We start from the raw sequence: 23,281 nt of genomic DNA, 5'->3' as shown, positions 1-23,281 counted from the left end.
ATCACTTCCTCCTTCTAAATCATTCCAGCGTGAATGCTTCCTCTTCCATCGAACTAGTTTTCTCCAACTTTCGATTCACCCTGATATTCTTAACATCTCTTGAATTATAAGGTGTTTGAACTTCTTTCTTTGCTATATCGACAATATCTTCAATGTTCTTAATCAACTCAGCCCTTTTGGTTTGATTTTCAATATCAAATTGAGCTCTAATTTCTGATTCCTTCTGCATGAGAATCTCACAGTCTTCAATAGATTTATTTCTAAATTTCTCACTGTTGGGAAGTAGCTCACAATGTTCTATTTCATTGGTTAGTGGATTTTCCACATAAATGAATGACAAATTCCGCCTATCGAAAAATATTACGACACGACTTTGCTTTCTTCCTCCCTTATCAAAATACCCTTGCTTGATGAAATTCTTAGATGCATAAAATAAGTTTTTGTGTTTTATGCCTTTTCTGGTAATGACTCCTTCGCTCTTCGTCATTAATGCAAGTTTGATTTCATTTGAACTGTATTTCAAGGATGTCCCAAAATTCTCTAAGCTGTAGTACCACAAATTAATTGGAGTTGGGATAAGATTGTCATTTATCATCTGTTCCGACCTATTATAGTTCTCTAAAAAATTCTTATTATGGAACAGTACTGTGTGAATTACGATTTTTGTATACTCTCTCATGGTTAGCGATGCACTTTTTCGGTAATCCTTATCACCTCGTTCTCTTCCATCCATATCAATCGTTCCTGGAAGTATTGTTTTAATGTGAGAGTTTAATATATTAAAGAAGCCCTCCACAATTCCTTTCATATCTGCTCGATGACTTGGCGTAAGTTCAACCTCCACACCTAAGGATTCAATAAGATTTTCGATGCCCTGACCTTCTATCTCGCCTCGGTCAGCGATAAGTTTTTGAGGAAGTGCTTTTGCTGGCCATTCACATTCATCAATGTTAATGTCAAAGTGATTACAAAACTCAACCTTGTCACTTATACAGTTATAAAGAGCCATCGCAGCATTCGGATATGAGCTATCAAAGCCGACATACATTCCAACAATCATCCTGCTGTATTTATCAATTACAATATATAATGTTGGTCTTCCAATAATATATTCTCGATTAAAGTCCGAAACCAGGTAGACATCGCCCATATGAGCATCTATTTCAAAGGTTCCAGGCATTGTAGTTTCATTCGTTCCTAATAATGGCCTGAAATCTCTTGAATATTTTTTTGAACTGTATCGTCCTTTAATTTCAGATTTAATACTTCTACTTTTATTAAACCAATAGCGAAACTGTCCCATAGTAGGAAATGCATCAACAGTCTGAACGTAGTCTTTCCTCATAAGATGATATGTCATGATGATAGAATTTTTAGCTCTAGAATAATAGTATTTCTGGATAGCCTTTTCAAATCTAACTTTCCAAACATCATCTATATTAACACCATATTCACTGCGACTTGGTCTTCCTCTTTTTACCAATCCAGATTTTCTTTCCTTTCCAGGAGCACCTGAATTGCTGTATCTTGGCATAAGAGAGTTCTTATTTTTTCCACTTCTCCAGTATCTCTTCATCATTGATAAAATATGCTGTTCAGAATATCCAATGTTCTCTTGTAAAGTTTTAAGTCTTAGTACTCTATATTTTTTTTCATAGATATTTGGTTCATCTTTCAGCAGAACCTTGAGTTTATTCCAATTACTGTCTCTCTTTGCCAAGTATTTCGCTATATCAGAATTTTGAGCAAATTTGATTTCTTCTTCAATTTCGATGATATCGCCATTTGAAATACCACTATTCACTTCTTCCTTTCGAAGTTTTATGGGCATTCGGTTCTCATCCATAGAAATCACAATGTATTGCTCCTTATCAATCCACAGGACTCTGTATATTGACTCATCAAGTTTTAATAATGAGTTTACTAGAATCATAGGGTATCCTCCAATCTTCTAAAGTGAAGTTCTATTGGTTTTCTGATATCTATCATGGAATTCATGTCAACTTGGATGAATCTATTTGCGAGGAGATATTTAAAGACTGTTATGCTCTCACCAGGATTAAGATTGAGACTTCTATCAATTGACTTAAATATTCCATATAGAACCTTATCAGAACTTCTGGTATATTCACTAATTAGATTGCTTGTAATTTCTTCCTGTTTGTTAATCTTCAGTCTGGACGATACTACTGGATTAATAAACTCTATGTTTTTAACTAGTACTGTGTTAATTTCCTTATTTGTGACAAGTCCCCAATTTATTGATTTATTACTCCAATAACGTCTCTCAATCTCAAGCTTTTCTAGAGTGATTTTTTTATCAAGTTCAGAAGCGTATTTCACTGAGCGAGCAAAATACTTAACTTTATCTGTATCAATTCTCTTTGTTACCAGAAATGTTGTTGTAATCACATAATCTATTTCTCCATCACTAAATTTGGATTGATTTATATCATCAAGATTTTCAATTGTTTCCTTATAATCGAGCAATGGGAAATGTTCTCGAATATCAATGACTGATTCTTCCCAATCCAGTTCCAAAAAAAAATCTCGCTGCGTTCTAGAAAATAGGTGATGCATTCTTCCTGTAGTCATTGACATAACTCGTGAAGCTCTTCCAAGACTTGGAAAATCTTGAGTTTTAAGCCATGGCGTATAATCTATGCCCTCTCCTTGACCTCTTTTTTCTTTTGTAAATCTCTTCAACTTACTCTCATCCCATTCTAATTTACGCTTAGTCATAATAACCTCCAATAAAGTTGTATTATTATAAAAATAATAGCTTATTTCATAATATATATCAAATAAATATTAATAACCTTAAAGTTATATACATAACTTTAAGGTTATACTCACATGATTTGTTGTGAACAATCTGTAATTATCGTGAGAAATCTCAACTAATAGGAGATTATACAAAGTTAGTGGTACTGTAAATATTACTTATAATGCTCTAGTGAAAACCTGCTCTTACCACTCATTTACATTTATATCATCAGAACATTTTGCAAGCTTTATGCAGCTCAATGCTGACATTCTTTATATCCCTTTATAATCATTTTTGCAATTAATCTAAATTGCTTATTGACTATAGGCAAAACTTTTAAGAATTTTGACTATAGGTAATATATTTAATTCATATTGATTTTTGCGCTGTCGATGTTATAATAATCTTCAAGGAGTTATTATCAGAAAAAATAGAATTCTTACTGTTCTACTCTATGGCAAGTGCAAACTCTCAATTTCTCTATCCAATAGAAAGAGGCGATTATATGGAAAGAATTGGAGTTCTTATAAACAAAATAGAATATATTATATTTTGTGATGAAGAAAATATAAGAAAAAAACTAAGTGATGAAAGAAAATGGTATTTGAAAGCACGATATACAGAACCAATGGGGAAAAGAGAATCATATTATTCAGAAAGAAACTATTTTAAAAATATAGATAAGATATCAGACACCCTATCGAATCTTCTTTCAGAAAATTCTCTCAAAAACATGTTAATAAGCAAGATGGATGATAATACAAATAAAATATGTAAAAAAACAGTATTGTTCTGGGAATACAATATGAATGCTCTATATTTAGAAAAAAATAAGCTGTGGATACTAAGTATAATGAGAATGGTACCAATAGATGAAAAGACTTTCAGAATTGAGTATATCAATACTATAAAGTATTCGTAACATACACCACTTTTTGGCACATCAACAAGATAATCTGCAAATTAGAAAAGAGGATATTTAAATGAAGTTTATGATGAACTATGTGAAAGAACCAGAGATGAATGCATCAAGAGATTTCAGTGAAATTTATTGCCACGTAAGCGCTGAGAAATTTGGCGATATTCGTAAAATTGAATCTAAACGTGGTTGGTCTGATTATCAAATAATCTCCGGAATTTATCTAATAGCCTGTCTTTCCGATAAAAAAGTATACATCGGACAATCAAACGATATCAACAAGCGAATAGGTATACATTATAGGGAGCTAAAAAAGAATACACACCATAATATACTTCTTCAGAGAGCTTTTAATAAATACGGAAAAGATTCATTTTATTTTGCAACACTTGAAGTTGTTAATGGACGAAAGGAACGAAAGTATGCAGAAATAAAATGGATAAATACGTATAATTCATTGGTGAAAGGGTTCAATATAGCAGCTGTGTCTAAAGATATGCGAGTTTCCCATATTGGCCCAGGTATCACAACAAGGGGGGAGAATAACTGTCAATCAAAACTCAGTATAAGTGATGTTAATAATATATGTATGGATATAGAGAATGAAGTTCCGTTGAAAATAATTGCAAAAGCTTATAATGTTACTCCTATTCTAATCTCGGATATTAAAAATGGTAGAAGATGGAGACATATTAGTGATGGTATTATATCTGAAGAAAAGAGGAATAATAGGAGAAGACTCAAAAATGAAGAAGTTGAGGTCATTTTAGTACTACTAAGTCGAGGTGTGAAAGTATCAATTATAGCAAAGGAATTCGGGGTCTCATATAGCACTATAGGAAAGATTAAAATTGGAAAAAGACATAATAAATTGAAAACCAAAAATCCACAAATAAGTTGAGTTAAAAGGAGAGAGTTCATGAAGGAAAATATAATCTCAGTTGATTTCGAAGGATTACGAGAATTAGACTATCTCAATGAGATAAACCAGGCTTTACGATATAGTCCACATCCACTATATTCAGGTGTTCTTAAATATGATACCCATCGTATACTCTTAGTTGACGCTAAATCAGCAAAGGAGTTCTTGATGTATATTCATTTCCCTGAACGCGTTAATGATTCTAATGAAAATCTCTTAGCTGAGCTTCAGTCATGGTTGGAGTTATTAATAGAGAATACTATGACTGAGTATCTGGATGGAGTCCAAGGAGTAGTTGAACCAACTGATACATCCTTATATGAGATGTTCAACAAAATCGAGTTTCAAGGCTATGTCAAACCTGAAGCATCCCCCTTAATCGTTCACATTGATGCAAGACCTTTTGTACCTTCTTGGTTTTGTATAAAATGGATTTCAAAAGCTATTGTCTCCGTGAATAAAACAATGTTGACCCAAAATGCACCTTAAGTTTCTTATTCTATAGTCAAAAGATACTAGATAACAAAAAACCACAATATCTGACTCTAAGGCTGGTAGTCAATCTCATCATATATATGTAAAGAAAATCTCCATATATTATTCTCATAACTATATGGAGATTTTCATTTGATTGACGTTGATTATATAACTTTCAGAGAAGGTAAAGTCATATAATCAACTTTAGAGAATAACGATTTATATCGTTCTATTAGAAACTTACGACAGAATAAAGTTTATCTTTCTGTTCTTGATTAATCCCTATATATAGCAACGTCATGGATTGAGATGTATGATTAAATATATCCATGATAAGTCCTATATTGTATTTGCTTTCCTTATAGGTCCAGTAGCCAAAAGTCTTTCGCAGAGAGTGTGTCCCAAAATGTTCAATTCCAAGAGCATCTGCTGCGGCCTTTAAAACTCTATAAGCTTGTGTGGTACTGATGCAGCCGCCTTTTCGACTAGCAAATAAATAGTCATCATTCCTGAGTTTAAAGACCTCTATGTAGCTCTTTATCGTTTTCTTCAATTCATCATTTAATTTAATTTTGGTAGTCTTATGTGTTTTCTGTTCTGATTTTGTAAAGTATTCTCTAAAACGTCCACCTTCTGTAAGTAAATCTGATACTTTGACTTGGACTACATCGCTTATTCGAAGACCAGTATTGAGTTGAAACTTGGCTAGTAGAAAGTCCCTTTCGTTGGTGCCTTTTAAATAGATGAGAAACTTCGAAACCATTTTCTTGTCTCTAATAGGTTCTACAACCATCTCTTTATCCCCTTTCTCAATGTATTGTTATATCTATTATATCGCAAAAACAATACATTCAAAACAAATACCTCTATTATAGTTTGAAGAAAAGTTGATAAACCTTTGCATACCAACACTTTACACCCATTTCTTTAATGTATGATTTTATACAAATTCATACATTGGGATATATCCTATTTGATTCATTTAGTATTACTTAGTCGTCAGTATTTCAGAATTATTTATATTTTATTAAACCTTATAGTAGATATATACTTGATTTTCGTATCGCTTCGTAATATAAATATTCGTAATTACCTCATAATGGAAAACCGAATTCCCCATACATAAATGACTTCGAATCCTATTTACTAGGAACAATACTTAAATGATGACATTTAATTGATGTGTTATGCCTTAACTCGAAAGTATGCTATTGAACTATTGCGTATAATTACATTACCTTGTTCAGAATGGTTACGGAAGGTATTTTTAGCCTAATCACTTTTCGAAGTAGAACTAAACAATATACATTATTGGTGAATCCCATTAATTGTATGATACTTTTGCAAATGACTATAAAGATTATGACTAATAATCATTCACTTTGTGATGATATATATGCGTTCATATATATCAAAAACTTATACATACTTCATAGTTCCGAGGACTGCTTGCAGTTCTGGGCGTAGTTATCCCCTGATAGTTATTTTTTAAAATAAATGCTAGGACTTGAATAAGACACGCTAAAGAGAAGACTTTTTCTTTCATAGTTCCTGAGTCTGCCCCACTTTTTGAGCTGTGAGAGCCATATCAGTCCAAGAGGCATGTATTTTATCAGCACAATCAATTTAAATGGGTTTACCATCGTACTGCAGATTACTCCGTTATGATACATGTTATCAATCCCAACCGTTTAAAGCGTCCGCTACCATTGCTGGCCTTAATTCCCCCGAGCGTCTTTATCCTCCTATCTTTGAGTCACATTGCGTCATATGCTCTAAAGAGGACTTTTGAAGGCTTATTTTTTTTCGCTGTTTTTACCTACTTTCGCCGTTAGCAGAACTCTTGATATTCCCGCTACTGCGTGCATATTTGGCGTGGATGCAATCACGCGTTTGTATTGTAATTCTTCTCTGTCTTATTCAATTTTTTGTCTTTATGCTTTAATATAGGTAGCAGGCCCAAATAATATAACCACTACAGAGACTTTATTGCATTAAATTTTCTTGGGTAAATTAAATAATTTTCAGATTCTTTAAGAACCTTTTTACAAAACACTAAACCTCATAACCTTACACTGTAATTCATTTAGAATAACAGTGTAAGGTTATTTCAAGCTTTCAAAAAATATATTAGATTGGTATTACCTAAAAGTGACAACGCTTAATATCCTATATAAAGATAAGAAGCTCCCCAATGAGAGCTTCAACCTAGAATCCTTTAGTGATTATAACCACATCCTTATACAGTAAATTATATATATCGCCATTGGTCGACAATAACTTAATCCTCTCATCTTTAATTTCCCACCTCACAACCTCAATAGTAGAATACTCCTCTCCTAATTTTATTATGCTTTGGGCACTTACCTCCTTCACATCAACAGCTTTATTGCCACATCCAGTTAAAAGCACTAAACATGCAACAAACAAGACTGCCTTAATAATTTCTTTCATCTTCATTTCCCCCTTTTCAATTGTGTCATATACACACCTTCCTTGTTTATGCTTATTCTATCCAATAGACAGATGAAATATTCCATTTTTAATTTGTTAAGTAGTAATTGGTCAATTATGATTTACATAATATTTTGCAATACCTTCTCATGAATCATTAAAGTTGTGTACTTGACTTTAATGGTAGTTTGTTGCAATGAAACGTAAAAACTTAACTTATAATATGATTATTATCTATGTGCCTAGTATGATACAATTGGTATTGATAATATATACATTAAGAATGGAGGCTAATCAAATCAATGACTTAAATACGACAATGGATGAAATCAAGAATCTTTTATCTGACTTGAGTTATGTAGCAACAGACATTAGGGATAAGTTAACAGAGATTAATGATAATCTTTCAGATATAAAAGGTTATGGGTTATATACCTCAATTTCTGATATAAATGATAAATTTAGCAATATCGAGGATAGTCTAAACTCCATTACAGGTCATGGAGCATATGGAATTTCTGATATCGTTAATTAGTAATCACTAGTTTATTCTCTTATAACATTTTATTGGAGTTCATTTCACATCGCTCTATAATCCTCTCTCTAGCAGATAATAATGTATTCAAAAAGTTAGGAATAGAACTTTTTACAAAAAAAAGATAGCTGTCACAAATTGACGTCTATCTTTTTTCTTATTTTATTATTTTCGTCCATTAATTCAATTACAACTTACTCATCCTATTTGAATGAAAGCACCGGCGTTTTCCCCAGTACTTTTGCAATTTTCTCAATTGTATCCACAGATACATTCTGATTTCCACTCTCAATTCTGGAAATGACAGAAGGTGTGGTTTTCATTTTGTCTGCAAGTTCAAGTTGCGTCAGGTTCTGCTCTTTTCTCAGTTTTGCCAAAGCTTTGACAATACTATATCTTAATTCGAGAGCATCGTACTCCTTCTTTACCTCTGGTTTTTGAAGGTGTTTCTTTTTGATTTCTTTGTAACTTACACCTGCTTTACTCATTCGTTTCTCCTCCTGTAGTCATTCATATAGTTTTTAGCTGCTTCAATTTCTTTTCTAGGAGTCTTTTGAGTTTTCTTTACGAATCCATGCAATAAGACAAATTTATTATTGTTAAAATGAAAATATATGATGCGTGAGATATTTCCTCTGGATGATATCCTAAGCTCAAACAGCCCATCACCTAAAGCTCTTGAATGAGGGAATCTCAATTCAATTCCTAATTCTTGCAATATGTCTATTTCTCTAAAAATCTTAGCCTGCATCTTAACATCCATTTCTTCAATAAAGTCACTGACAGGAACAATATCATTCTCAGTTCTGTAAAATTCAATATCCCACATGTTCGACTCCTTTGTATCATCATATTAGCATATATGCGAAATTATAACAAGATTATATTTAAAAAAGACAGATAAAACTTTTAGCTCTATCTGTCTCCGCTCGTGAATCGATTATTTAACTCTTAATATCTTCCCGCATCCGGCACAGACACAGAGGTCAGTCCAGCCACTCTCATAAGTTGGCTCTATCATTCCCCCATCCTTGTCACAAGGGAAAACCCACTGTCAGCACTTGTGTTTCCGCAGGTGCAGGTATAGTCTTCAAATTCCTCCGCCGTTAACTCAGGCATTTTCTCTTCTTCTATTTCAATTATTCCTTCATTCACCATCAGTTGCAATTCTTCTTCAATGAATTTGGTGTAATAGTCTGTGATATGTCCTTCCATAGCAAGATAGGGACTATCGTCAATTTCATTGCTGAAGTCATGAATAGCAATCTCGTTCAGTCTTTCAACCATTGATGGGACTCTTTGGTAAACCAGGTCCACCACTTCATTTCCATCAAGTGTTGGATTATCGCCAAACATGGATGTCAGGGTATCATATATGTTCACTCCATCCCATGAGTCATAAGAACTATCTCTCACATCATGGACAATGGCACTTTCTTCCAGGAATTTCTTGACCTTTTCAATATCTTTTTCATCGTGGATTTCGAATATCATTTATATCTCCCTTTAAGATTCTAAATCATCGAATGTTGGCTGAATAATGAATTCACCCTTCATGTTGATGATTCCATACTTACCATTCTGTTTTACAGTTGCAAATCCATCGCTTCGAGCATTTCCTACATAAGAAAAATACTCACTAAATGGTTCAAATTGTGGTTCTACTACTACTTCACCTTTATTGTTGATGAATCCATATTTGTCATTTTCGTTTATGTAAGCATAACCATTAAACATCATCCCAACTTCATCAAACATCGGATTAATTGCAAATTCATTTTTCTCATTGATGAATCCATATTTACCAGCAATGTGAACACGACTTAATCCATCAATAGAATAAATAGTAGCTTTATCATATATTGGATTGATTTCAAGAGTTCCCTCTTTGTTTATAAACCCATATTTCCCTCCCATGGAAACGAGGGCTAGATTTGAGTGATAGAACGATGCTGCTGAATCGAATTGAGGGGTAATCACGATTTCACCTGATTCATCAATATATCCCCATTTATCATCTATACATACTGCAGCTAATTCACTGTCATAGAACTCATCAGCCTCACTAAATATTGGAGCTGCAACCATAGTCCCTTCTTTGTTTATATATCCCCAAGAATCCCCAATTTGAACTGGTGCGAGCTTGCCTACTCCAAACCCATAAGCGTAATCAAATGTTGGATTAATAATAAACTTACCAGTTTTATCAATAAATCCATACTTCCCGCTCATTTTTACAACTGCTAATTCACCATCATTAAAATGATTGGCCAGTTCATACTGCAACGGGATAACTATTTCGCCTTTTTTATTGATATATCCCCACTTGTCATCATTTGCTACAGGAGCCAATCCATTCGGGCTGAAACCATAGGCATAATCAAATTGCGGATTAATTACGAATGTACCCGTTTTGTCGATATACCCATACGAATCACCTTGCTTTGCGTACAGTAGACCTTCAGAAAAGAGTCCTGGATTTTTTTCTTTTGAAGAGCATCCAGAAATGATGAGCAATAACACTATCAACATAATAAGTGAGAAATACCTGCCTCTTCTTCCTGGTTTAACATTTGAAAGTACTTGATGATTGTTCATACTTATTCTTTCCTCCATTAAATTATTTTATGACAACAAATTACACAAACATCTGCTGCAGTAATCCCTTTTTCATGGTTTGAAGAGTTTCCAAGATTTGTGATTCGAGGGAGATTTTTGAGTCGAGGGTGGAGAGGAAGTCTGCGATTTTTTGTTGCTCTTCCATAATGGGGATTTTCACCGTGAGCCTCTTAATGTCAGATTGAGATATACTCGCTTGGTTAACAGCCCGTTTTGCATTACTCTTAAACTGATTACTCATCTTTTCAGTATTGAAGGAGTAAATCAAAAATTTGCTACTGAATCCATCCTTAGCTCTAAGTTTGAGTAAGTTCATACCATGATATAATTTTTCATTTTCAACCAATACAGCCCTACCTATAAACTTCAGACTATTTATGTTGCTAAATAAAATATCTCCTTTCATTAATTTATATCTTTCTATGCCATCAAAATGTTTAACATATCCAACTTTATCAATATTTATTCTGTCATCAGATATCGTTTCAATTCTGCTAACAGGAAAATCAGTCGGCCCAGTTACTTGCTCAGCAGTCATTCCACTGTCAATTTGAGCAAAAATATCCCCCAGTGTTTTTTCTTCCCAATCAGGATATTCTCTCCCATCTTCCCTCTTAAATCTAATCTCCTGTGAGAATATCTTCTGCATAACCCCCTTCTTCAACTCCTGGAGAGAGTCCAGTTTAGAGGATTGATTGGTGATGCGGGAGTCAATGGTAGATAGGAAATCACCAATTTGAACTTGCTCTTGATAGTCGTGAATTAGCACATCAAAAGCTCTAATTTGTTGAAAATTCAGTCCTTCTCTGTTTCCTCCTGCTTGAAGACTATTAATCTGATTCTGAATTCTGGGAGATAATATCTGTTGCATAAGATATTTGGGGTCTAGTTTGTTTTCATCTGCACGAATAATGCATACATGCTGATTAACATTAGCTGGGGGAAAATCATTGGGGACAATAGCACATCGCCCGATGGAAGCTCCTGTAATATTCAGCAAAACATCTCTCGGATTAACTTCAGAGTTACTCATTGTTTTATTTATTTCATCAGAAATAAATGCAACCTCTTTCAGTTCTAACTGCCCATCAAGAACATTTTGGCTTCTAATAAGAATTACACCATCATCTTGATATACAGAAGAGCCTCCTTTGGGAGTTTTTCCACTACCTACTTTTATGGAATAATCCCCTAATTTCGCAATTTGAGGTGAAGACTTATACTTATTAAATCTTAATCGTGAAGTGTTCTTGCTCATACATTCACCCCCCTATATCCCAAGCTCTGCAAAGTACTCTTCTATCTTTTTCTCAATCTCTTTTGCCTCTGTTTCAAGCTCCACATACTTTTCCTTTACAGCCTGGATATCTATCTCTTCTTCTTTCTCGAAGGTATCCACATACCTTGGTATGTTGAGATTATAGCCGTTTTCTGCAATTGTATCCATGGATGCCTTCGATGCATACCTCTCTACATCTTCTCTTGCCACGTAGGTCTCCAGAATCTTTTCGATATGCTCTTCTGACAGTGCATTGACTGGTTTTCCAGGAATAAACTCTTTAGATGCATCTATGAAGAAGATATTATCACTATTGTCTCTGTTCTTCTTTAAGACGAGGCACGCAACTGGTATGGACGTACCCATAAAGCACCCTGCAGGAAGCCCTATGATGGTGTCTATGACGTTCTGCTCTTTAATCATGTGTTCTCTTATGGTTCCCTCTGCAGCCCCTCTAAAGAGCACTCCGTGAGGCAGGAGCACTACTGCTATTCCATCCTCATCCATCTGATGCACCATGTGCTGAACAAATGCGAAGTCTGCCTTAGATTTAGGTGCCAGTTTTCCGTATTGAGAGAATCTGTCGTCTTCCATAAACTTGGCATCAGCACTCCATTTCGCACTATAGGGAGGGTTGGCAACCTGTACAGAATAGGTTTTGTCCATATGAGCAGGTCTCTCAAGTGTATCTGTATTAGCGATGTTAAAGTTTGTGTATGGAACATTATGAATAATCATGTTCATACGACAGAGATTGTAAGTGGTAGACGTGAGCTCCGCTCCGTCAAAGATTCTTACATTGGAATACTTCTTTGTTTCAAGAAGAAGTCCACCACTTCCACATGTCGGGTCAGAAACTGACAGGATGTCTTTTCTTCCCTGCGTAGCAATCCTGGCTACCAGCTCCACAATTGATTGAGGGGTGTAGAACTCGCCCCCCTTTTTACCCGCTGTTTGCGCAAACATACCGATAAGATACATATAAGCATCGCCAAGCACGTCTATGGTGATGTCTTCATGGTCAAAGCTGATGGAATCCACTGTGGAGAGTATTTTCCCCATCAGTTTACCCCTCTCTCTTACCTCTCTTCCGAGCTTTGTGGAGGTCAGGTCCATATCCTCAAAGAGTCCATCGAATGCATCCTGTGAAGGCTGTCCTAAAGTTGACTCTACAACATCATTGATGGCCTTATGGAAGGCTTCCACAGTGAAATCGCCAGTATTGATATTATTCACCAGATGTGAAAAGAGGTTCTGCGGTTCAATGACGAATCCCAGAGATTCAAGGGCTTCTTCTATCAGAGCTTCTTTGTACTCCGGATTCTTCCAGGCTTCTTCATAGGTGATGTTGTCGTCTTTAAGAAGTCTTGCCATGAACCTTTCTGTTCTCTCGGACAGATATCTGTAGAAGATGACGCCAAGAATGTAATTCTTGAACTCATAAGCCTCCATATTGCCTCGAAGGTCGTTCACCATTGTCCATAGTTTTCCATGAAGCTCTCTCTGCTGTTTCTGCTGTTTCTGTGTTAATGTCATATTTTTACCCCTTTCATTTTTACTGGTATTTCTCCACTAATTCGTATATGAAATTCTTTATTTCTTCAAGAAGTGATTTCTTTTTCAGGAAGGATATTCCTGAACCCAGGTTTTCCCTTATTCTTTCCTTGTTGAAGATACCTGTGAATTCAAGCTCTGATATCTCTCTTGTAAGAATCCCCACATCTACTCCTTTTTCTTCGGAGAACTCGGTGATTTCTTCATCCCTTTTCCTGTTTTCAAATCCAAAATATTCATCATCGACATTATCTTCGGGTGAAACATTGGGAATGACTTCATCAAGGAATGCCTTGATAAGGTCCACTTTCTTTCTGAGCTGAGGATTATCCGTTCTGTCCAACTCCTTCTTGATGTATTCCACATCTTTCTTCTTCTTTTCATCATCTTCGAAGTTGATGTTTCGAATAAGATTCATGATATAAGCTACATTGATTCTATCCGTATGCATCAGCTCAATGGAAAAGTCGATATCATCCAGGATTGTCGCCTTATCTCCACTGGTTCGAGTACTCTCTTCATGGAGGTCCAGATACTTGCTTCTGAAATCCTGATAGGTCTGTTCCGTGATATGGAGAACAGACGGGTCAAACTCAAACTCAACAAAGGATTGAAGGATGAGGAGAAGTTTGGAGAGTTCTCTGAATGCTATAATGAATTTCTTCTGGTCGTCCTCTGACATGAGATTATCCACATCAGCAGGCGTCTTAACCACATCATGAAGGTCACCAATAGCATCCTGGAACTTATCCAGGTAGTAGGAATACTCTCTCAGCAGCACATCATCCACACTGTCTGTCTGACTGAACAGCTTAATGGCTTCATCCGTGCGTTCTTTCAGATTTCTGTAGCATACTATATTGCCATAGGGCTTCGTGGCCAGTTCCACTCTATTTGTTCGGGAGAAGGCTTGAAGTAAGTCATGGAACTTCATCCTCTTATCGACATAAAGCGTGGAGAGAGGCTTGGAGTCAAAGCCTGTGGTATACATATTCACGACAATGAGGATATCTATCTGTTTCGTCTTCACTCTCTTGGAGACATCCGTGTTGAAAGCACTGAATGTATCAGTGGAATAGTTGGTCCCGAATTCCTTGTTGTAGTCCTTAATGATTCTTTCCAGGGACTCTCTGGAATGTTCATCCTTACCTTCCGCATCTTCATTCTGGCCGAATGTGAAAACCGCTGTTATCTTCAGGTTGTGCTGAATGGTCTTGAACATGTCATAGTATTTTATAAGCATCGGTATGGACGCTACGGTAAAGAGTGCTGTATACTGCTTGTTTCTGGTCTTCATGTGATGATGATTCACAATGTGATTGGCAACAAGGGAGATTCTCTCCGGGTCCTCATATACTTCTTTGGTATCGATTCCCTCCACCATAGCATCATCGGATTCATCATACTGCCCTGTAAAGGTCTGGATATACTCCACATTGAATCCAAGGACATTGTTGTCATGAATGGCTTCCTTGATGAGATAGGTATGCAAACACTTCCCGAATATGTCGGTGGTGGTTCTTCCATCCTGGCTCTTGTTCTCTATGAACCTGGGTGTTCCGGTAAAACCGAAATACTGCGCTTTGGTGAAATGCTTCTTGATATCCTTGTGCATATCACCGAACTGACTTCTGTGACACTCATCAATAATGAAGATGACCTTCTCTTCACTGTACTGAGAAAGGACCTTTTCATATCTGGCTGAGTTGACTGCATGAGCCAGCTTCTGAATGGTTGTGATGATAAGCTTCCTCTGCGGGTCCTTAATCTGCTTGACCAGTACTTTTGTACTGTCTGTCGTATCCACGGAGCCTGCTTCAAATTTATTGAATTCCTGAGTTGTCTGGGTGTCCAGGTCCTTTCTGTCTACAAGAAAGAATACCTTTTTGACCTGATTGTCCTGCGCAATGAGCTGACTAGCTTTAAATGAGGTCAGCGTCTTCCCTGCGCCTGTTGTATGCCATACATAACCGTTAGACAAGGTTTCGGTCGCCTTCTTCACAAGAGCCTCTGTGGCGAATATCTGATAGGGTCTCATGACCATAAGCATCTTGTCTGTGTCATTGATGACAAAGTATTTCGAAAGAATCTTTGTGAGGAAGTAGCGATTGAAAAAGGAATCCGCAAAATCCTGTAAAGTGGATATACGATTATTTGATTCATCTGTCCAGAAGAACGTGTTCCCGTAATTGATTTCTCCATCATTATTGGAGAAATACTTGGTATCTACTCCGTTACTGATGACAAAAAGCTGCACATACCGGTAAAGCCCCGCAAAGGAATGCCTTCGATATCTCATTATCTGATTGAAAGCCGCTTTCATGTCCATGCCTCTTCGCTTGAGTTCAATCTGGCATACTGGCAGTCCATTCATCAGCAGCGTAACATCATATCGGTTGGTATACTTCCCAATCATTGTCACCTGGTTCGTCACCTGGTAGATGTTGTCGGTATGCTCATCACTCATGAATCCGATATACACCTCGGTTCCATCATCCCTGGTCAGCACGAACTGGTCCCTGAGATTCTTTGCGCTCTGGTAGATGCTCTTCCCTTCAATATGAAGCAGTATTTTCTCGAATTCCTTATTGGAGAACGGTTTTCCATTTAGCTTACTTTCATTGAACCGATATAAGGTTTGCCTGAAATTAGCTTCAAGGTCATCCCTATCCCTTATCTCCACCCGCTCATAGTCCTTTCTTATCAGGTTTTTGACAAGAAGCGCTTCCAGCTGAGCCTCCGACTGATATCCAGCGGTTTGTTCTGAATTACTCATGTTTTTCATCGTTATCCCCCGTATTTTTTTCGTTTTAACCAACTATATACTATAAATTATAGTATGATATATTTAAATCACTAATCATCTTTTAACTACAATACTCGCAATATCAATTATACTTTGAAATTAATCAATTTTCCATTTAATCACAACAATTCAGCACTTAGAATAAGCACCTATTTTAGTCTACTATAATTGATGTCCACAATTAGGGACATCAACATGAAAAAATCACAAAAATGGCTTTTATTATTGATTCTTCCAGATTGATACATGAATATTAATCTAAATAGTATGATTCATCTAAGTCATCTTCGTTTATATCAATCATTGAAGGAATTTTCTTGTAAAGACCCCACTCATACTTCATACGATACTCGTATTGCTTCATCACAAGTTCTTCTAAAGTCAATATACCATTTGATTGCATGAATTTAAGTCCATCTTTCCTCTTGAGTATCTCCTTAAAGAATACCTCTTCATCAATCTTGAATTCGAATTTTTTTAACTCTACCATCGATTTCCTAATTATCTCTTTCTTATCCTTCTCACTACTTCTACTTAGTACATAATTTAGGACTTCAAGTGCATGGATTTTTGTGTCAATCATTATCTGAACACCTCCAATTTTATTATTCTAGTAATCCGGGGAATTATTCACTCTACATAAAATAAAGATGAACCTCATTAAATATAAGTTCATCTGGATGGCTACTCATAATTATCCGATTGATTTATGCTAAATCATCTACTTTAAATTTCTAATTCGTAATTTTTCTTATAAAGTTCTATACCAAACTTTACGAAATATTATGCATTTCAGTTTTATCATATCAACTTGCGTTTCCTATCCTTTGCCTCCAATAATATGGCGATACCTTCTATTCTATTTAAGGAGATACATCTGGATTACTAATTCCCAATAAATAAAGTAAATCTTGATTATCCCCTAGCTTAGTAAATCTCTCATCTCTATATCTTAATATAACTGTATCACTCGAAATAAATCTCTCCTCTTTACTTATTAATTTCTTGACTACAATGTCAACTTGCGGATATCTGCTTACATAAAAAATCACTTCACTTCTCGAATCTCCTGGGGGTAAGTAATCATACTCTATCGTTCTTGATACCCTCTCTAGAATAACACTACTAAAATTTAAAATCTCCGCTCTATCCACTCCGAATTTAATCTTTTTAATATATGTAACAATATCGTATTCTATCTTAATGTTTGTGGCAGGAACACTACCATTGTTGTGAATCTCCAAAATAACAGACTTGTCATTTCCATCATACGCTATTCCCTCTATATCATCTGTCTGTGAAACAATGAAATCGTTCATAACTCTTCCTGACCACTGATTCTTGGCGTCTTTAATACTTCCTAGCACATAAAGCTTAGGAACTATTTGGGAACTGTACATCATATAGCTTACTAGTACTGAGACCGATGTTACAATCACTAATAAGCTTGAATATACTGATTCTCTTTGGTCTGGTCTATAAAATATAAAAAATAAACTAAGTCCAATTAAAATATAAATAATCACATTTATCTTTTTCATTTTAACCTCTATATCACTAAATAGTATAAATATGTTTTAATAGTAGACTTCACTTCATAGTTTTCCTTTTCAATCGAACCATTTCTTCGGTTTTCAGAAATGCCAAAAGTAGCTATGCTAAAATCTATGTACTCAATTCTAATTTGATGTAGTGGCAATGTCTCGGATAGTTCAATGCCAATATAAAGACACTCATGAGGCTCAATTTTAATATGTGAAGACCCAAAATTTAATTTACTTTGCATATCCCCACTATCATCAATACTGTAATCAATTTTATGAAAAGTTACCTGGCGAATTTTTATAGGAGATGAGAGTTTGATTAAATGGGGTCCTCCCAAATCTATATAATTATCTTCTTCAGTAATTAAAGCAGGAATATCTTCGGAAAAATCTTTTACTTCTAGGACATCGAATTTACTATCAAGAACGATTTTCACTCTCCAAACTCTTCCAGCAATATATGTAATAAACAAAAGCAAAGTTGCTACTGAGGCCACATCACCAAGACTCAATGCTGACACCTTCTTACACCTATTATTTTAATGTTCCAATCTCATTGGGCATAATGAAAGAGAATATCATAGGAGCACTATCAAAAGACCTTGGATAGCGTATCTGTCTAAAATCTCCATCTTTGTAATTATTTGCTAGCGTAGTCAAACGTTCAATAAACTTAGCATAGTCGTTGTATCCAAATATTTCTTTAAAACTATCTAGTTGTTCCATTGATTTGAAACGTACGGAAAAATCCTGTAGTAGTTTGTTGTTTAGCCCGTATCCATATGTCAACGGAAACCAATTCCAATCACTATAATATGTTACTCCAATTACAGAATGCTGATAACATAGTAAATCACCAAAGACAAATTCGTCCTTGTTACAGATATCAATATTCAAATTTTCAATCCAATACTGGGCTGTACCACTATAATATTTTTTATCGTCTCTTTCATTTATTGCATTATCTAGTCTTGTATTATTGATGTAAAACATATTATAGCTATCATGCATTAGGCTGCCGTAACTTGTTTTAAAATATGTTCTTTCAAAGATATTGCCTAACGCTCTATAATTTTTCTTTTTTAGGTACCAAGTTATTGTATATAAGAATAACTCGTGAATCAGTGTTTTTTGTATTTCTCTAATCAGTATATCTTGTCTCATATTGTTAGCCAATTCTTCTATTGCATTAGCAATCAATATATAACTATCATCAACAACTGAAGAATACTTGAGAAGAGCCAAGAATTTATCTCTAATATTTTTTGTCTCAGAATAAAGAGCAATATACTCTTCAGAGTTTACAGTGCTATTTATCCATTCTTTTTTAAAAAGCATTATTTCGTTCTTAACTTCGTCGAGAAAATCATTATACTTCTCTTTTCTAGCATTCTCTGACATTATCCTCTTCAATTCTTCTAATTTACTCTCTGTTTCAAGCTTAATTGAATTAGGTTCGCTAATCCAACTTGGTCTATTCCCAAGCTCGGGTTTTCTGAATATATCAAATCCCCATAATATACGTGCTAAACCAGCGTATTCTTTATCAAATCTTTCTGCATAAGTCAAATCAATGTGATATCTACTTGTCAAATACTCTGGAACATATACCTCTCCTTTAGGTCCTCTTTCAAAAACTACAGGAATAAATTTATCTTGTTTTACTTCGCAATAGATTTGAGGAGAAATAATCTGAGTTTCAGTACCAACTCCACCTTTTCGTGAGTCAGCTTTTAATTTGTATTGTTCATTTAATAGTATCAAGACATTAGTTACTTTCGAGTCAGTCACTGATGATTCCATAAAATCATACATATCTTGACCAGGTTTCAAGTCCCATTTATCAAGAACAACATCAATACCGTCAGTAACTAGTCGCTCAGCTAATGCAAGTACTTTATCGTCATACTCACTACCGCTTCGAGCATAAGAAATAAACACTTTTGGCTTCTCAATGGCATTTCCCATTTAATCTCCCCCTTCGTGACACCATTTCTCGTCCAATCATATGTGTTCATTTTATCATAACTATTCAGCTATAATTCATTCATCATACAAATTAAATATATTGGATGTGATTATTCGTTTCGATAAAATTAAATTATTGGATTTTTGTAATCATTCGAAAGTGGATTCAGCAATTCATCTAATTGCGATTTTGATGGTATGGTAATCGGATTTATATCTAAGTCTTTCAATATTCCTAAATATTTATTCCACGTATTTACAGAGTAATTTTTGCTGGTTTCATCAATATTAGTTTGAGAACATTGCACTAAAAGTTTTATGATTTTTAATTTCATAGATTGGGTTAAGCCACTACTCTTAATTATCTTTTTAGCACAACTAAGCTTATAGTATGTTCCTGGATATATTATTGGAATTATATACTTGTTAAAATTACTCCTTCTGGAATCATCAGACAAGTAATTATTTAGAACTTTGTTTATATTATACTTATACTTATTATAGTTGAGATGTCTGTTTAAAAATTGTAATTCAAACCTAATTATATTTTTTTCGTTACTGGAAATATTGCTATTAATGCTATTTAATTGTTGCTCCTTATCGTAGATGTTTATACGTAGGTTCCCATGATTATGTCGCCCCTCTTTGCCTCGATAATACAGACTTTTATCACTTGATGAGCTTCCATAAAGTTTATATAGCTTTCCAATTCTCTCTTTTGTTTTTGTCATTAGTTCCCAAAAAACCTGTCTCTCATCTGGTTGCATCACAATATCATAACGCAAATCAATTCTTTTTAAGATAGGTTCAAAAACGAAAGGATGTATTTCATGCATAGCACTATTTAGTAAATCGAGGATTTTATTTGAGTCTTTTTCATCTATCCTACTTTTTTTCAATAATTCTATGAAATCAAATTGAATATCTATATATCTACTATTGTTATTGATTACAAATGTAAAACCATTTTTTTGTATTTCTAAACCTTTGTGTGAATTACTTATAAGATGCTTATTACTTGTTATGATTAATGATTGTGTTTTGGGTATGGCTCTTACATACATATTAGCAGTGTGAGCATTTCCAAAGCATTGATTTTTCATATTATTCACCTCATTCTAAATTTACTCAAACCATTGTCTATCAATCTAATTAAGGATATTCATCTTCAAAATTTGAAAACTAAAGTTCAATATATATTCACCGCAAAAGAATTGTAAAAAATAGTTTAAGTATTAGATACTTCATATTAGTCAATCGAAACAAAATGTATAACTACTTTTTTTTGCCAATTGGAATAATTTTATTGTTTTATTTATTTGAATTTAGTATTGCTGAATTAGTTATATTTTCACAAATCGATTCATAATATAAAATGAGGTGAAATAATGAACACGAAAACAGAACCATTTGGAAATCTAGTCTACCAAGGCAGAAAATCATTAGGATTAACCCAGAATGAACTAGCTGAACGAATTGGTATAGAAGCGTCTACTATATCTAGAATTGAAAATGGAACCAGAAAAAAGCTTGGTTATCAACTGGTTTTCAAACTTAAAACTTCATTACAAATTAGTGAGCCTAAAGATGGCTTTAAATTCTAATATACATGTTTCTCTACACTGATAACCCCTGTGAGCATTGATATAAGACACTTAATGATTTGACTACAGGAAAGCGCCTTCCCTAATATTACGAGTCAATTAAAAGAAGATAGATAAAGTTTTGCCTTTATCTATCTTCTTTATTAGTTAAACGATGTAATAATTCTAATATAGAATTTTTCAAATTTCTTTTATTATTGGTTATATTTTAAAAGGTGACCGTCTAGAATACTACAAATAAAATATTGGAGGTATTCATGAAGGTATACGGGTCATTTGAAATACAAATTTGCACGGTAGAAAGTAGCAATCTACAATATTGTTGTTCTCAAACAAAGATTATGGATAATCTAATTCTTCTAGAGAAAGGAAATGTCGCTGCTTTACTTAATTGTAAAAGCAATAACTTAGTCATTACTTTTCATAAAGAAACAGATAATACCCTTGAGTATGTAGAAGTCCTAGAAGTAGTCCGGAAGATATTAGGAAACCTACTTTTCTTCAACTATAGTTTGGATAACTCGAATTTGAAGTATTGGTTCAAAGCATAGAAGAAGAATCGAAATAAGGGTTCTTCTTCTGTCACTTCAATATCAACTAGTTCTCAACAGTTTTATGGCACTCCGTTTCGCCACGCGAAACATTATGGGAATATTGCTGTCATGACTATCACGTCAAGTTTCGTCTATTAACTATATTAATGAATGTTTCTAATTACACAAATAAAAAATGATAATCTTTTAAATGGATAATTATTTAAAAGAATTTTTTCAATTAAAATCTTCTATTTGAAATTAAAACCGTTGCTATAGATAACACTAACATGATAAATCCTTCAATTGTAAACCCTATTAAAATGCCTTGCCACCAACTAAATGGACTATTAGAGGCAATCCCGATACCTACAAGCAATGCTATCCAAAAAGTTAATGTAGATGTCTGTGCTCCACTAGCAACTTCAGATATATGGTCCCATATTGTAGCTACCCCACTTACATAGGCTAGTAATGGGTATCCTACAATTAAACCAATTAACCCTATAATAACGAGTCCATTAATAATGAGATGTTTCATGACATATTCTCCTCTTTATTCTTTTTACATATTTTATAATTTTGACCAAATACAGATGTTATTATTATTCCTCCTGCGATAGAGGTTAATATATTCTGCAAAATATCTTCAATCAAGAAATCAAGCCCTATTTCAAAAGGTCTTGAAACTAATGTGACTCCAATATTCATTATTGAAATTATGATTGCAAGAGCTCCCAAAGCTATCGTAATCATTATTCTATGTTTTGGGATACAGTCGTGAATAACCACGATAGGTATCAATACAAAAGCTACACTTTGTACTGATAATCCTAAATAGTTACTATTTGCTTTAGTTTGAAAGAGAAAAAACCAACTAAAGCTAAAAATACTCCAAAACAATATAAAGCTAATAATTCCAGCAGGTACTGCCACTAGCCACCTTAACCAATTAGGTAATCTACTAAATTTATCAGTGATAAGTGACTTTTGTGTATTGTAATACTTAGTACCATATGACTTATTACTTTTATAATCCATCTCCCACCTCACTTCATTTATAATGATTATTATTCATTACATCTCTATCTAATTGTACCACTGCTTATAATCTAAATATATAGAAAATTTCAACAATATGCGTGATAATTAATCGTTTCTATTCAACACGCTAACTCATGACTTATATCTATAAGCACAGCAAAATAGTCTCAGTACAATCGTCAATTTTGAAGTTGTACTTTGAAACAACTATATTTGTATTTTAATACAACCACTTTTTGCGTATTTTTCCACTTTC

23 protein-coding genes are annotated in these 23,281 nt (G+C 34.3%); 5 read left to right on the top strand and 18 right to left on the bottom strand.

Features of this window, described 5'->3' with window-relative positions:
* Positions 1 to 19: 19 nt before the first annotated feature.
* Both J3A84_RS05545 and J3A84_RS05540 read right to left on the bottom strand, forming a co-directional pair.
* On the bottom strand, positions 20 to 1,933 hold the full coding sequence (locus tag J3A84_RS05545; RefSeq protein ID WP_207599012.1) for a Mu transposase C-terminal domain-containing protein: 1,914 nt from the start codon (positions 1,931 to 1,933) through the stop codon (positions 20 to 22).
* Positions 1,930 to 2,742: a TnsA endonuclease N-terminal domain-containing protein gene (locus tag J3A84_RS05540; RefSeq protein WP_207599011.1), complete on the bottom strand. Its 813-nt coding sequence runs from the start codon at positions 2,740 to 2,742 to the stop codon at positions 1,930 to 1,932. Before J3A84_RS05540 ends, J3A84_RS05545 begins: the two co-directional genes overlap by 4 nt.
* A 530-nt stretch (positions 2,743 to 3,272) precedes the next feature.
* On the opposite strand from J3A84_RS05540, the gene J3A84_RS05535 reads away from it, so the two are divergent.
* The 3 genes from J3A84_RS05535 to J3A84_RS05525 all read left to right on the top strand — a co-directional run bounded on the left by J3A84_RS05535 (position 3,273) and on the right by J3A84_RS05525 (position 5,097).
* Positions 3,273 to 3,689 (top strand): hypothetical protein, encoded by a 417-nt coding sequence (locus J3A84_RS05535; RefSeq protein WP_207599010.1) that lies wholly within the window; start codon positions 3,273 to 3,275, stop codon positions 3,687 to 3,689.
* A gap of 61 nt (positions 3,690 to 3,750) precedes the next feature.
* The gene (locus J3A84_RS05530) at positions 3,751 to 4,587 is read left to right on the top strand and encodes a GIY-YIG nuclease family protein (RefSeq protein WP_207599009.1); all 837 of its coding nucleotides are present in this window, start codon (positions 3,751 to 3,753) and stop codon (positions 4,585 to 4,587) included.
* A gap of 18 nt (positions 4,588 to 4,605) precedes the next feature.
* Positions 4,606 to 5,097 carry a hypothetical protein gene (locus J3A84_RS05525; protein WP_207599008.1) on the top strand — a complete coding sequence of 164 codons (492 nt, stop codon included), beginning with the start codon at positions 4,606 to 4,608 and terminating at the stop codon, positions 5,095 to 5,097.
* 220 nt (positions 5,098 to 5,317) lie between these two features.
* On the opposite strand, the gene J3A84_RS05520 is transcribed toward J3A84_RS05525, so the two are convergent.
* A complete protein-coding gene (locus tag J3A84_RS05520; protein ID WP_207599007.1) occupies positions 5,318 to 5,878 on the bottom strand; it encodes a tyrosine-type recombinase/integrase in 561 nt (186 codons plus the stop codon).
* A gap of 1,415 nt (positions 5,879 to 7,293) precedes the next feature.
* Positions 7,294 to 7,539, bottom strand: coding sequence for a hypothetical protein (locus J3A84_RS05515; RefSeq protein WP_207599006.1), 246 nt, complete (start codon positions 7,537 to 7,539; stop codon positions 7,294 to 7,296).
* A gap of 196 nt (positions 7,540 to 7,735) precedes the next feature.
* Between J3A84_RS05515 and J3A84_RS05510 the strand changes: the two genes are divergently transcribed.
* Positions 7,736 to 8,074: a hypothetical protein gene (locus J3A84_RS05510; RefSeq protein ID WP_207599005.1), complete on the top strand. Its 339-nt coding sequence runs from the start codon at positions 7,736 to 7,738 to the stop codon at positions 8,072 to 8,074.
* Between the two features lie 203 nt (positions 8,075 to 8,277).
* On the opposite strand, the gene J3A84_RS05505 is transcribed toward J3A84_RS05510, so the two are convergent.
* From J3A84_RS05505 to J3A84_RS05450, 12 genes are all read right to left on the bottom strand, one after another.
* Entirely contained in the window at positions 8,278 to 8,562 is a 285-nt protein-coding gene (locus J3A84_RS05505; protein ID WP_207599004.1) for a helix-turn-helix domain-containing protein, read from the bottom strand.
* Positions 8,559 to 8,903 carry a type II toxin-antitoxin system RelE/ParE family toxin gene (locus tag J3A84_RS05500; protein WP_207599003.1) on the bottom strand — a complete coding sequence of 115 codons (345 nt, stop codon included), beginning with the start codon at positions 8,901 to 8,903 and terminating at the stop codon, positions 8,559 to 8,561. Before J3A84_RS05500 ends, J3A84_RS05505 begins: the two co-directional genes overlap by 4 nt.
* 188 nt (positions 8,904 to 9,091) lie before the next feature.
* Positions 9,092 to 9,568, bottom strand: coding sequence for a hypothetical protein (locus J3A84_RS05495; RefSeq protein ID WP_207599002.1), 477 nt, complete (start codon positions 9,566 to 9,568; stop codon positions 9,092 to 9,094).
* 12 nt (positions 9,569 to 9,580) lie between these two features.
* On the bottom strand, positions 9,581 to 10,672 hold the full coding sequence (locus tag J3A84_RS05490; RefSeq protein WP_207599001.1) for a WG repeat-containing protein: 1,092 nt from the start codon (positions 10,670 to 10,672) through the stop codon (positions 9,581 to 9,583).
* A gap of 40 nt (positions 10,673 to 10,712) precedes the next feature.
* Positions 10,713 to 11,951: a restriction endonuclease subunit S gene (locus J3A84_RS05485; protein WP_207599000.1), complete on the bottom strand. Its 1,239-nt coding sequence runs from the start codon at positions 11,949 to 11,951 to the stop codon at positions 10,713 to 10,715.
* A 12-nt stretch (positions 11,952 to 11,963) separates the two neighbouring features.
* A complete protein-coding gene (locus tag J3A84_RS05480; RefSeq protein WP_207598999.1) occupies positions 11,964 to 13,508 on the bottom strand; it encodes a type I restriction-modification system subunit M in 1,545 nt (514 codons plus the stop codon).
* A 19-nt stretch (positions 13,509 to 13,527) separates the two neighbouring features.
* Complete coding sequence (locus J3A84_RS05475) at positions 13,528 to 16,311, bottom strand: type I restriction endonuclease subunit R (protein WP_242694020.1); 2,784 nt, start codon at positions 16,309 to 16,311, stop codon at positions 13,528 to 13,530.
* A gap of 274 nt (positions 16,312 to 16,585) precedes the next feature.
* On the bottom strand, positions 16,586 to 16,915 hold the full coding sequence (locus J3A84_RS05470) for a hypothetical protein (protein ID WP_207598998.1): 330 nt from the start codon (positions 16,913 to 16,915) through the stop codon (positions 16,586 to 16,588).
* A 280-nt stretch (positions 16,916 to 17,195) separates the two neighbouring features.
* Positions 17,196 to 17,873, bottom strand: a complete 678-nt coding sequence (locus J3A84_RS05465) for a hypothetical protein (protein WP_207598997.1) — start codon at positions 17,871 to 17,873, stop codon at positions 17,196 to 17,198.
* 8 nt (positions 17,874 to 17,881) lie between these two features.
* Positions 17,882 to 18,388 (bottom strand): hypothetical protein, encoded by a 507-nt coding sequence (locus tag J3A84_RS05460; RefSeq protein WP_207598996.1) that lies wholly within the window; start codon positions 18,386 to 18,388, stop codon positions 17,882 to 17,884.
* A gap of 22 nt (positions 18,389 to 18,410) precedes the next feature.
* On the bottom strand, positions 18,411 to 19,844 hold the full coding sequence (locus tag J3A84_RS05455; protein ID WP_207598995.1) for a toll/interleukin-1 receptor domain-containing protein: 1,434 nt from the start codon (positions 19,842 to 19,844) through the stop codon (positions 18,411 to 18,413).
* Between the two features lie 128 nt (positions 19,845 to 19,972).
* On the bottom strand, positions 19,973 to 20,947 hold the full coding sequence (locus J3A84_RS05450; RefSeq protein ID WP_207598994.1) for a hypothetical protein: 975 nt from the start codon (positions 20,945 to 20,947) through the stop codon (positions 19,973 to 19,975).
* Positions 20,948 to 21,232: 285 nt separating this feature from the next.
* On the opposite strand from J3A84_RS05450, the gene J3A84_RS05445 reads away from it, so the two are divergent.
* The gene (locus J3A84_RS05445; RefSeq protein WP_207598993.1) at positions 21,233 to 21,448 is read left to right on the top strand and encodes a helix-turn-helix domain-containing protein; all 216 of its coding nucleotides are present in this window, start codon (positions 21,233 to 21,235) and stop codon (positions 21,446 to 21,448) included.
* A 774-nt stretch (positions 21,449 to 22,222) separates the two neighbouring features.
* Here J3A84_RS05445 and J3A84_RS05440 read toward each other — a convergent pair.
* A complete protein-coding gene (locus J3A84_RS05440) occupies positions 22,223 to 22,522 on the bottom strand; it encodes a hypothetical protein (protein ID WP_207598992.1) in 300 nt (99 codons plus the stop codon).
* Entirely contained in the window at positions 22,519 to 23,022 is a 504-nt protein-coding gene (locus J3A84_RS05435; protein WP_207598991.1) for a hypothetical protein, read from the bottom strand. The genes J3A84_RS05440 and J3A84_RS05435 overlap by 4 nt, the downstream gene beginning before the upstream one ends.
* Positions 23,023 to 23,281 lie beyond the last annotated feature (259 nt).

It is taken from the genome of Proteiniclasticum aestuarii (assembly GCF_017368455.1).
Lineage (GTDB): Bacteria > Bacillota > Clostridia > Clostridiales > Clostridiaceae > Proteiniclasticum > Proteiniclasticum aestuarii.
Note: the sequence above shows the minus strand (reverse complement) of the source record. Positions and strands in the feature narration are given on the sequence as shown.